Consider the following 12,327-nt stretch of genomic DNA (forward strand, 5'->3'; position numbering starts at 1 on the left):
TAGGTCAGTATATGTGAGTATCTCTAAGTGAGGGGGGAGATATAGGGTGAATAATTCAATTTTTTTCTGTAGGTATGGTAAAGTAAAATGTCGAACCTACACACGGCTCTGATTCAACCCATACCCTTCCTCCATGGCGGTCTATAATTCTTTTAACAATTGCTAAACCTATTCCTGCGCCCTTATATTCTCCAATAGAATGTAACCTCTTGAAAACTTCAAAAATCTGGTCACTGTATTGTTTTTCTAATCCGATTCCGTTATCACTGACACTGAAAACATATTCATTGTCTTTTTTATGAGAGGAGATATGAATTTTGGGTTGCACTCCATCACTACTAAATTTAATGGCGTTTCCAATTAAATTCTGGAATATTCGTACTATCTGGTCTTTATCTGCAAAAATTACTGGAAGTTCATCATCTGTAATCTCAGCATCAACTTCACTGATTGCGGATCCTAAATTACTTAAAGCATAATTTAAAGCATCTTCAGCATCGAATTCTGTAAATTCATGCCCTAGTGTTCCGACACGTGAATAATCAAGCAAGCCCTGAATCATCTGCTTCATTCTCCTTGAACCGTCAACCATAAATTCAATGAATTCATCAGCATCAGAGTCTAATTTACCTTTGTAACGTCTTTCAATTAGTTGAGCATAACTAGCAATGGTTCTAAGCGGTTCTTGCAGGTCGTGGCTGGTAATATAAGCGAAACTTTGTAATTCTTTATTTGAACGTTCTAATTCAGATATAATTTCTTTTAATTTTTCTTCTGATCTCTTACGATCTGTAATATCAGTCATGAAACCTTCAAGTAATGGATTTTCATCTTTATCTTTCCCGAAACCTCTAAAAGAAAGGTCTCCAATTATGACTTCTCCATCTTTGCGCCTGTAAAGATTTTCGGTTTTAAACCAGGTATCTGCTTTCAAAGCAGATTCTAAAAAGCCTGGCCTTAAATCTTTGTTGACATAGATAACATCTGCAATAGACGATTTATTGGCGGTTGAAACTAAATCTTCGGGAGAATCATAGCCTAAAAGCTTTGCAAGTTCAGGATTAACATCAATATATTTTCCATCCAATGTTGAATGAAAAATACCTACAGGTGCGTTTTCATATAAAGAACGATACTTTATCTCTTTTTCCTTTAAAGTTTCATAAGCATCCTCTAATTTTAATGCACATTCTTCAACCTGTTCTTCGAGATGTTCTAAAGTATCTTTTAATTCTACTTCAGCTTGCTTTCGTTTTAAAGCTTCAACAAAAGCGACAGAAAGAGTTTCAATATTATCTTTATCTTCTTCAGTGTAGCCCCCTTCTTTGTTCGCTAAAGCAATCAACCCTATTGTTTTATTTCCCTGTTTCAGTGGAACTCCTAAAAAAGATTTAATTGGGGGATGTCCTTCAGGGATGCCGCGTTTATCCGGGTCGGAATCGGGGTCATTTACGATTTGACTTTTCCCTTCTTTTACTGTCCGCCCCCAGTAACTTACAATTTCCATGTTACTTAGTAATTTTCTTGCTTTTTTGGGATCTGCAGTACATGCATCCCATCCTGGAGGACTTACAGCACGGTCATCTAAACGCCTATTTTCATTAACTTCACCTATGAAACTGAAATCACTGCCTGTTAATTCTTCTGCAACTTCAAGACACTTCTCCACGACTTCTTCAACAGTTTCACAGATTAAAGACTGCTGAAATACTTTGTTTATGCCGTTTAACAATTTATTTTGCCTGTTAATTTGCATTTCATATTTTTTAATTTCTGTAATATCTGTGGAAATAGAGCCTACACCGTAAGGATTGCCATCAATATCATATATTGGGAATTTATTTGCAAGGAAAATATGGTGGCCGTCTGTTAGGTCTGTTTCTTCCTCAATAGTTATTACCCTGCCTTCCTCAAGCACTTTTCTATCGTGGGCCCTGTAATATTCGGCTTCTTCTGTAGGAAAGAGATCATAGTCGGTTTTACCTATCAATTCCTCATTTGAAACTCCAAGTAAGTCTTCTAATTTATTATTAATATTTATAAACCGCCCTTCAAGGTCTTTAACAAAGATAATGGATGGATACCCATTGATCGTGTCTTGCATCAGTTTTTGGCTTTGTTTAAGCTCTTCGTTCGCGGTATGAAGTTCTTTTGCTGCAGCATGCAGTTCTTCGTTTGAAGTCTCTAATTCTTCTGTAAATTTTTGTAATTCGTTTATTAAATATTTGTTTTTATTTTCAGATTTTTTACGCCCAGTAATGTCACGGTTAGTTTCAATAACAACTTTCTTACCTGAAGCATCTTGAATTAACTGCTGTCTGCTTTCTACAATAATTTCATTTCCTTCTTTTGTTGTGTGGATTAGTTCTCCTGTCCACATTTTTTCATCAGCGAGTTTTTTAATAAATTCACCAAATTCAACAGGAAATTTAGTTTTAAGTAAGTTATGGCTGATTTTACCAACTGATTCTTCTTTATTGTATCCATAAAGCCTTTCAGCACCCCGGTTCCAGGATAATATCCCCTCTTCAAAACTCCATGAAAAAATAGCTTCATATGAAATATCTAATAACGCAGCGTGTCTTTTTAAATCTTCTTCCGATTTTTTACGATCCCTAATATCTAATCCGATCCCTACATTTCTCCCATCACTAATATTGACATTTGCCCATAATGAATCAACTTTGGAGCCGTCCTTTGTATTCATAATTAGTTCTTTCCAACCTGGAGTGAGGGACTGCATGTATTCTTCTACTTCTCTACGATAATCTGGATCAGGATATAATTCTGTCATAAGATCAATATGATTCATATCTTCTTGAGTCCAGCCCGTGATCTTCTCAGTTTCTTTATTTATTTTCAATACTTCGATTTCAGGGTCATAAATAGAAATCATTACTGGAATGGTATCAATTATGGCATTTAAAAGCTCTTGTTCTTTTTTGAATTCTTTTTCAGCTTTTTCATGCTCAGTAATATCTTGAATTTGAACTAAAAAGTTAGAACCAGTAACAGAAACAGTCCAATCAATAAAAGCAGTTCCTGATCTTGTGGGAACATAAAATCCTTTATTTTTTATATCATCATAATTCAATTGAGATTGGAACTTAATTAATCCCTTTTCAAGTAATTCGGACTTTTTTGATGCTATATCAGGGTTATCAAATAAATTAACTTTTTTAAAATTATCTATGGCGTCTATACCTGCTATTTTTAAGGCGGTCGGGTTAGCATTGATTATTTTCCCTTTTTTATCATAACAAAAAATGCCGATGGGGGACTTATCAAATATTTCTTTGAATATATAGTCTTTTTTATTCAAAATATAGCTCTCCCATCAAGTAATAATTAATATTATCTGATAAATTAGAAAGAAGTTACTATTATTTACGTGTTTTAAAGATTTAAAACTTTTTAATTAGTTTTGATGTGGAGCTACTACTTTTTTGATTTGACTTCTTTAATTTTAAAATAGTAATTTAAGTAAATTTAAAGTTTAAACAGCTAAAATAAGATTTAAAATACATTAAGTGGGGTGTGAGAGGCGAATTTTTATTTAAATCTGGAATTAACGTGGAAATTAATAGTAGTGGAAAATGATCCGCCCCTCTATTTTAATATTTAGAGTTTGAGGTATCATACTTTTTGGTACTAAAAAATTTTTACTTTTAGAAATTTTTTGCATGCACCGAAAATCCCTCAAAAATTCAAAGAATTTTAAGAGATTTTTCGGGCCACAGAACTCCGTTCTGTAGGCTATGGTTTTCGAATGCCTTCAAAATTATTAGCATTGGTTTAATTTAACTAATAGATGATATGTTTTGATTTTAACCGTTCATTAAGTAGGGAGAATGACTCTATTACTATTATGAGTTATTGGAGTGTGTATTCCATTAAAAGAAATCCAATCCCTACTAAAAAGTAGATAATACAATATAAGTAAAATAAATTTTTGTTTTGTTTTGTAGGATTTTTTCTATACCAATCATACACAATTATACCAATCATACACAATAAGACTCATAATTACGTAAAATGTGAGAAATAGGTAATTGTGGAGTGTAATAGAACATGCAGTTAAAAAGATGAAAACCAGAATAATTGAAACAGTTTCTTTCTTTATATTCATTAAATCACAGTATCCTGTTCTTTTCATTTAAAGTTTTATGTTTAAGGAAAGCATTTAATATGTTAAAGCGCTGATAAGTTGTAAAATTCCTGCTAAGAAAAATCCAATGGCAGGTAAAAGTCCGTATTTGTATCTTTTAGAATTTATCTTATATTCCCGTATAATAAAAAAGATTGCAAGTATAAAACCCACACATGATATTATTAATTTAAGATAAAAAATTGCATCAAACATAATAATCTCCAATTATAATGCAATAAACCATTAAAAAAATGAAATCCAGATAGTGGAGTAGTTTATTTTTTTATATTCCTTTATTAGTTTTAGTATTTTAAAAAATAGAGAATGGGTTTATCACCCTGTTTTAAACTTAAAAACATAACCTTTAGCTAAATTATTCCCTGCAGCATCTTTAATTGCTGACGCTGGAATGTAAACCTGGTACCATGTGTAACCATATCTCCTTAAGTTCATTTTAAGGGTCAATGTGTTACCGCTTATGCTTTTACTTATTGCGGCTACTTTTCCTGTTTTCATATTTTTAATGTAAACTTTGGACCAGTTAATGCCTGCTTTGATGTTTTCGCTGAACTTAATGGTGATAGCAGCTGTTCTTGAATATCTTGTAGCTCCGTTTTTAGGATATGTTGAGGTTATTTTTGGCGCTGTTTTGTCAATGGTGTATTTTTCTGTGTAAACTGGGGATTTATTCCCTAATTTATCGATTGCAATGAATTTCAATGTGGTTGTGGATGTTATTGAAATTGGCCCTGTGCATAGTTTACTTGCTGTAGTTGGTGTGCTTCCGTCTGTAGTGTAATAAATGCTTGCAACTTCGTTTGTCATCAAATTAATAGACTTGCTGGTATTGTAAGATCCAGTTTTATAATCTGCCCATGCAATAGGAGCTGTTTTGTCAATAGTGTAGCTTCTGGTGTAAACATCTGATGGATTTCCTGCTGCATCAACTGCATAGAATTTTAAAGTAGTTGTGGAGTTTATAGTAATCGGTGAAGTATATTTCACACGTGTACTGCTTGTTTGTGGGTCAGATCCGTCTGTGGTGTAGTAAATTGTTGTGTCGCTGTCGTCATCTTTAGCAGTTAAAGTAACGGTTTTTGACGTATTAAATGCACCATCATCAAGGCTGGCATTTGCTGTTGGAATACTGCTGTCGATTATATAAGTTTGATTAAATATTGGGCCCCAAATGCCGAATTCATTGACTGCAGCAGATATAAGTGTTGTTGTTTTGGTTATTTCGATTGATCCGGTGTAAGGAGTACTTGCTGTAGTTGGTATAGTTCCATCTGTGGTGTAGTAAGTTGTATAAGTACTGCCTGGGCATGTAGTAGTTAAAGTGACTGTTTGAGAGGTTTTATAGGATCCTCCATTAATATCAGCAGTTATCAGTGGTATTGTAGAATCAATTACGTAATTTTGGGTGTAAACTGGACTCCAGTGGTTTGCAGGGTCAACTGCGGAGAATTTAAGAGTTGTATTACTGCTAAGAGTTATTGGAGCAGTATATGCAGTTCGAGTAGTGCTTGTTTGTGGGTCAGATCCGTCTGTGGTGTAGTAAGTTGTTGTTGTGCTGCTGTCCAGGTCTTTGGTGGTTAAGGTAATAGTTTGTGGAGTGTTAAATGTGCCTCCTGCAGGATTGACAGTTACGGTTGGGCTTTTAGTATCTGTTGGTTTATCTAAACTTTCTAATGCACCGATAATAGCGTTTGCATCGACTGCTTTTTGTGCTGCTGAATCGCTGAGGTAAGTTTCGTAGATTATTGTAGTTATTCCTTTATTTGCAATTGGTACTGTGACATATTGAGGGCTTGTTGGATTTGGAGGAGTATATATCAATAATTTGGATGCTTTTGAGTTGATTAATTTCATTTGACTGATTATTTCATTGGCATATTTTGTAGTAGTCGTGGTTTTTGAAATTGGATATAAAAACCTGTAATATTTGTATCCGCTGTCTGCACCATGATTTTCATGGTTGTCCAGAACCAACATTGGATGTTCATTAGCAACATCGGGGACTATAAATTTCTGGCCTAATAGCTGACCATTCATTCTTCCTTTGCTGTAATCGCTGGCATCTTTAGTCACGTGAATGTAGTAAAGAACGTATCTTTTAGTGAGCTGGGAAGATTTACTTGTTATGACATTATAAATGGCAGTGTGTATTCCATTTTCTTGGGGGTGCATGCCGATTATAAGGACTATGGTCTGCTTAGCGCTCTTATTTCCGTAAATTTTCTTTTCCACATATCCATAACTCGTACTGCCTATTATATTTGAATTTGAGGTGACAGTTGCCCATGATTTTACTGTAACGCTGCTTGGTAGAACTTTATTGGTATTGTAATAGCTCAAAACCTGTGAAAACATGTAAATCATGGATTCATAACGGATGGTTTTTCCAGTACTGGTTTGAGTAACATAATTAGGCGCACGTCCATTTTTGTCCAGGTAGGACCTTACGCGGTTTGCCATGTCTAAGTATTCTGCTTTGCTGAGGGTCTGCGTTGTGATGGTTTCTGAAGGAGAAGCCGCACTTCCAAAATTTTTTATTGTAATTGCAGCGCTTGAACTTTTATTGATGTTCAATATCGCTGATGTTGAGACTCCTAAATAATTGGACATGTTCACACTATTTCCAGATATATTAACGCTCCCTGGAAGCTTGTGGTTTGTATCTACATAATTTTTAACAGCAGTTGACGAATTGGCAACCTGATTAGGCGTAACGCTTGCTGCCGAAACGGTGCTGACAGTTATAAAAAAAGCTAAAATAAACAATATTAACATTAAATAACTTTTACGTATTTTTCCCGCCCCCTTTACATATTATAAGTTAAATAATCTTTTATTTTCATGCAACACTTGGTTGTCATGTATACCCATTTTTTAAATATAATACTGTAAATTTATTATATTTTTATAGATTTGTTGAAAATCTATTATGGGAATAATCTTATTTTTGGATTCATATTTAAATTTTGCTATATAATAAAATTTAGTAATAAATGATCAAGGCATAGTTAATCACATTTATGTAAATTCTAGATTAAACATGTTAATTTTTTGTATAAATGAATTTAAACTGCTTAATACTTAATTAAACTTGTTTGATTAATTTATTGAAGATATTAAAGAGTGTGATGTCTAAAAAGTTTAAAATACAAAAAGAAAATGCGGATTAAATATTACTCGGTGTATTAATTGTTCAACGAATTATTTCCCGAATACTGAACAGGTACTTAATATAAGTATGTATCCAATTTGATGCTTTATTATAATATAAAATCAAATATACTAATATGAAGATTTTAACCATTGACGTAGGTTTAGGTACTCAAGATATCATGTTTTATGACAGCAAGGAGTCCATTGAAAATTCTCCAAAACTGGTAATGCCCTCTCCAACAAGGATAATCGCAGATAGAATAGCCGAATCAAAGGGAGATTTATTTATAAAAGGCGAAACTATGGGCGGAGGATTTATAACTAAAGTTGTAAAGGAACATTTAAAAGATCACCAGGTTTTCATGACGGAAAATGCTGCAAGGACCATAAGAGACAATTTGGATTATGTAAAGTCGTTAGGGGTGGAGATAGTACCCTCCTCTGAAGCAGAAAAATATTCAGATTTAACTCAAATAGAGTTTAAAGATGTTGATCTATATGCTATAAAGAGTGCACTGGCTGAATTCGATGTAGATCCAAGTTTCGATTATTTGGGAGTAGCTGTCCAGGATCATGGATATATGGAAGGTGTTGGAGATAGAGATTTCAGATTCATGAAAATAAGGGAAAAACTGGACGTCCCAAAAGGGCCAGAAGAGTTTGCATATTTTGGTGAAGCTCCATCTTATTTTACAAGGATTAATGCAGTGCTGCGGTCATTTAACAATTATAACACTGCTGTAATGGATTCTAAATTCGCGTCTGTCTGCGGTGCAACATGCGACAGGTATGTAAAAACCCTTGAAAAGTTCATAGTTATGGATATTGGAAACGGCCATACTCTGGCGGCAGCATTTGACGGGGGAAAAATAGTGGGCGTATTTGAACACCATACTCGTAATATGACACCAGATAAGATAGATCTATTTGTTAATAAACTTGCAGATGGAACTATAACTCATGAAGAAGTACATGAAGATCACGGTCATGGGGCATGGTCTTTAAAACCAATAGGTGATTTTGAAGCTATAGTTGCAACAGGGCCCCGCAGAAACGTTTTAGAGAAGACAGATTTTAATGTGCATTATGCAGCTCCTGCAGGAGATGTGATGATGACAGGACCTGCAGGACTTATAAAGGCTATTCAATCCAAAAATGGTTAATTTTTATGTATTAAGGATGTATGTGTCTGAAAAATACGAAAAATAAGGGGATTTATAAATGATATTAGATCCACATATACATAGTACGTACTCTAGTGACTCAACAGCGCGTCCTAGAGATATAATTAAGAAGGCTCGAAGTATAGGGTTAGATGCAATTGCTATAGCTGATCATAACAGCATTAAAGGCTCAATGGTTGGAATTGAAGAATCTAAAGATATGGAAGATTTTATAGTACTGCCTGCAATGGAAGTAAGCAGCAGCAAAGGCCATATAGTAGCAATAGGAATAAATGAAGAGATAAAAAGAGGCTTGTCTCCTGAAGAAACAGTTGAGGCAATAAGGGAAGCTGGCGGAATTGCTATTGCCCCGCACCCATTTGTGCGTTACAGGGAAGGATTATGCGATAGAATCAAAAAGTTAGATATAGATGCTATGGAAACATTAAACTCAAGGTATATCTTTGGATATTCCAACTGGAAGGCAAAAAATCTTGCTGAGGAGAGGGGAATACCTCAAATTGGTGCAAGTGATGCACATTTTCTGGGTGCAATTGGAAGCTGTGTTACAGAATTTGATGCTGATTTTTCTGTTGATAGTATAATAGAGGCAATTTTATCTGGAAAAACCAATGTGTTTGGAGATAGAACTCCCCTGCCTTTGATAATAAAGGAAGTTATCAATAAGAAGATTAAGCGGATTTAAAAGTTATGGGAGTAGCATACTTTAGATAGGGGCCTAAGAATATATGGTGCGGATAATGTACTGAAAACTTTAGAAAAGTTTAAAATAATCTTTGACAATTTAATATTCAGTGTTATACTCATTGGAATGAGAGGGAAAACCATGGTTTCAAACGAAGAAATAAAGAGAAGGCTGGAATTGAGGAGGAGAGGCATAAATCCAGATGAAAAATTTGATAAAGAAGACGAAGTTATTTGCTCAAAATGTCACGCTGTAAATCTTGAAAACGCGAAATTTTGTATTGGTTGCGGAAATGAACTAAGTAAACCCCCCGTATACACTCTTAAAATAAATGAACCTAAGTCTAACTTGATTGTGTGCCCAGGCTGCGGAACTGAAAATAAAATAGGTTCCAAATTCTGTATCGGTTGTGGAACCAACTTACTTGAAAACAGCGTAAACACATCTGAAGCGGATGAAATTGATATGAATTCTCTTATTTGTCAGAAATGTGGCTTTAAGAATAATTCTGGTTCTAAATTTTGTGTTGGCTGTGGAGCTAACTTAAAAGAAGCCCCAAATGAAAACGCAAACTCATTTGATATGGAAATGAGCAGTGAAAAAGAAGTTCTGTTAACTATAAAAGATGGTAATGATAAAGAAGCGGCGTTAGATACAGAAATCGATAGTGAATCTAATGGCGGAATGAAAGATATTCCTGAACAGGCTGCAGAATTCAATATTCTTGATGAAATTAAAAAAGCAAAAGAATTACTTGATATGGGCGCGGTATCTGAGGAAGAATACCAAAAAATTAAAAGTAAATATCTTGATAAACTGGGTTAACAGTTTAAGAGAACTAAAATCAATTTTTTATAACTAAAAAAGCTTGCTTAAACAGTCACTGCAAAATCCCGGGCCTTTTATATCTGTTTCTACAACGCTGTTGCTGAAATGCATGACGCAAAGGTGATTTTTGCAGTGGGAAAGTCCAAAAGTATGGCCTAACTCGTGTACAGCTTCTGTTAAAACTCTTTTTAAAAATAATTTTTTATTTGGACTTTTTAATCTATTTACAGATATTATTGCAAAATTTCCGGGATATTCAGCTTCTCCAAGGACAAAATTTAGCCGTGAAGCATATAAGTCTACATTTGTTACTCCCAGAATATGATTAGAATCTCTTTTTAGGATATTCATCATAGAATAAAGGATTTCTGTTGAATGGTACTGGTCTCTAGAGGGGTTATAAGATCTTTCAGGTATCTCTAAGATATCATTTGATACATGGCAGCTAATACCAAATATTTTTTCTAGAGGTTTTTCAAGCATTTTGAGAAGCTTGTTTTCTACTGTTCCAATGGACTGTATGAGAATTTCCATAGTATATTATTTATCCTTTTTTATACATAATATGTAGTAGGAATATTAATCATTTGGAGGTAAATCTATGGTCGAGAAAATGTTATTAGCTACAGATAATTCCAAACAGGCGGAAAAAGCAGGGGGAGAAGCGATTTCAATGGCGAGTTTGGGCGGTACTATCATAGTTTTATATGTAATTGATGCAGATTACTTGAATGCATTACCACAGCAGGATTTAAGGGATCAGCTTAATGAAAACTTAAAAAAAGAGGGAAAAGAGGCTGTTGAAAAGTTTAAAAAAAGGATAGAAGAAGAACAGTGTGCAGGTACGTGTCCAAATGTTAATATTATCACCATGATTAAAGAAGGCAGACCTGCTGATATCATAATTAAAACTGCCGAAGAGGAAGGTGTAGATCAGATAGTACTTGGAAAATCTGGTAAACACGGTATAGAAAAATTCTTGATTGGAAGCACCGCTGACAGAGTAGTGAGGAAAGCGAAGATCCCTGTCAATGTGGTCTCTTAATAAGCTGAAAATCGAGCATTAATCTAAATTTATAAATTTTAATTTAATTTACTTTTTTAGTAGCTGTATAAAAAAACTTAAATTATTCAAATTTCTATTAAATCTATGCTTTCAGATATTTCAGAGTTCATACAGCAAAATTTCCTGTACACTCATCCGGGATATACCATTCTAAATACGGTAGTTTTTGGAATTATACTTGGAATTGCTGTTATACTGATTATAAAGATGTTTAAATACATTAAAAAGGATCCAAAAGATCTATTCATCCCTTTAGTTCCCTTCATATTCTTTGGATCAAGTGCAAGGGCACTTGTAGATAATGGAATTTATCCCCTTGTCCTGTGTCTTGTTACGCCAGGAATATATATTTTAACGGGCTTTGCAGCAATTGCCACGCTGCTGCTATCTGTTTATGTAGAAAGGAAAACTAAATTTGATTACAGGTACTTCATACTGATCGTGGGAACCGTTTTGTGTATTCCTAATATTTTAAGTATTAACCATCTAAATTGGGTTACATTTTTTGAGGTTGTTGGAACATGGGCAGTGATGACTTCAATATTCGCACTTATAGGAAGAAAATGGGCTCTTTTAAAGGATAAATTTAATTTAGGAATTCTTTCAGCCCATTTATTTGATGCATCAGCAACTTTTATTGCAATTGATTTTTACGGCTATGGGGAGCAGCATGTTCTTCCAACTGCACTTATGAATATTACAGGAACAGCAGCAGTGATGTTTCCTTTAAAAATAGGAGTTATATTAGCAGCTCTTTATGTTGTAGATGAATATGTTGAAGATAATACCATCAAAAATATGTTAAAGCTGGCCATATTTATTTTAGGACTTGCACCAGGCCTTAGAGATTTCTTGAGCTTAAGTATAGGCACATAATTGCCTTGGGACAGTCAGGATCAATTATAGAAAATTTATAATTGAAAATTCAAAAGTAAATAAAAAGAATTAATTAATCAAATTTAAAAATCAAACTTAATTTATTGGTGTCAACATATTGAATAAAAGTTTCAGTAGATCCTAACTGTTCTCCAATTTCATCAATGGCTTCATTAGGAATTAGCGCGTGTGGTGAAACAGATAATTCAATTGTTATGTTGGATTCCTCGTGATTAATTTTTATATAATGGTTTAATTCTAAAGAATGAGCTTCACTTGTTTCAAGAACAATATTATCAACTTCATGTATTATATCAAGTTCTTTATCACTAATTTTTTCATTCATTTCTTTTAACCAGTCAATATC

General features: G+C 33.9%; 10 protein-coding genes. 5 read left to right on the plus strand and 5 right to left on the minus strand.

Features of this window, described 5'->3' with window-relative positions:
* Positions 1–55: 55 nt before the first annotated feature.
* The 3 genes from EJ01_RS16540 to EJ01_RS16545 all read right to left on the minus strand — a co-directional run bounded on the left by EJ01_RS16540 (position 56) and on the right by EJ01_RS16545 (position 6,943).
* Positions 56–3,322, minus strand: coding sequence for a PAS domain S-box protein (locus tag EJ01_RS16540; protein WP_052376043.1), 3,267 nt, complete (start codon positions 3,320–3,322; stop codon positions 56–58).
* A gap of 861 nt (positions 3,323–4,183) precedes the next feature.
* Complete coding sequence (locus EJ01_RS09845; protein ID WP_048081919.1) at positions 4,184–4,363, minus strand: hypothetical protein; 180 nt, start codon at positions 4,361–4,363, stop codon at positions 4,184–4,186.
* Between the two features lie 120 nt (positions 4,364–4,483).
* On the minus strand, positions 4,484–6,943 hold the full coding sequence (locus tag EJ01_RS16545; protein ID WP_052376045.1) for a chitobiase/beta-hexosaminidase C-terminal domain-containing protein: 2,460 nt from the start codon (positions 6,941–6,943) through the stop codon (positions 4,484–4,486).
* A gap of 512 nt (positions 6,944–7,455) precedes the next feature.
* Between EJ01_RS16545 and EJ01_RS09855 the strand changes: the two genes are divergently transcribed.
* From EJ01_RS09855 to EJ01_RS09865, 3 genes are all read left to right on the plus strand, one after another.
* Positions 7,456–8,484, plus strand: coding sequence for a DUF1786 domain-containing protein (locus EJ01_RS09855; protein WP_048081920.1), 1,029 nt, complete (start codon positions 7,456–7,458; stop codon positions 8,482–8,484).
* A gap of 58 nt (positions 8,485–8,542) precedes the next feature.
* On the plus strand, positions 8,543–9,190 hold the full coding sequence (locus tag EJ01_RS09860) for a PHP domain-containing protein (protein ID WP_048081921.1): 648 nt from the start codon (positions 8,543–8,545) through the stop codon (positions 9,188–9,190).
* Between the two features lie 141 nt (positions 9,191–9,331).
* Positions 9,332–10,015 (plus strand): zinc-ribbon domain-containing protein, encoded by a 684-nt coding sequence (locus tag EJ01_RS09865; RefSeq protein WP_048081922.1) that lies wholly within the window; start codon positions 9,332–9,334, stop codon positions 10,013–10,015.
* A gap of 33 nt (positions 10,016–10,048) precedes the next feature.
* Here the strand turns inward: EJ01_RS09865 and EJ01_RS09870 are convergent, their stop codons facing one another.
* The gene (locus tag EJ01_RS09870) at positions 10,049–10,552 is read right to left on the minus strand and encodes an archaemetzincin family Zn-dependent metalloprotease (RefSeq protein WP_048081923.1); all 504 of its coding nucleotides are present in this window, start codon (positions 10,550–10,552) and stop codon (positions 10,049–10,051) included.
* Positions 10,553–10,619: 67 nt separating this feature from the next.
* Here EJ01_RS09870 and EJ01_RS09875 point away from each other — a divergent pair, with 67 nt between their 5' ends.
* Both EJ01_RS09875 and EJ01_RS09880 read left to right on the plus strand, forming a co-directional pair.
* Positions 10,620–11,063, plus strand: coding sequence for a universal stress protein (locus EJ01_RS09875; protein WP_048081924.1), 444 nt, complete (start codon positions 10,620–10,622; stop codon positions 11,061–11,063).
* Positions 11,064–11,168: 105 nt separating this feature from the next.
* Positions 11,169–11,960 (plus strand): DUF63 family protein, encoded by a 792-nt coding sequence (locus EJ01_RS09880; RefSeq protein ID WP_048081925.1) that lies wholly within the window; start codon positions 11,169–11,171, stop codon positions 11,958–11,960.
* A gap of 73 nt (positions 11,961–12,033) precedes the next feature.
* Here EJ01_RS09880 and EJ01_RS09885 read toward each other — a convergent pair whose 3' ends face one another.
* Positions 12,034–12,306 carry a hypothetical protein gene (locus EJ01_RS09885; protein WP_048081926.1) on the minus strand — a complete coding sequence of 91 codons (273 nt, stop codon included), beginning with the start codon at positions 12,304–12,306 and terminating at the stop codon, positions 12,034–12,036.
* Positions 12,307–12,327: the final 21 nt, after the last annotated feature.

Origin of the sequence: Methanobacterium veterum (assembly GCF_000745485.1) — an archaeon.
Classification (GTDB): domain Archaea; phylum Methanobacteriota; class Methanobacteria; order Methanobacteriales; family Methanobacteriaceae; genus Methanobacterium_D; species Methanobacterium_D veterum.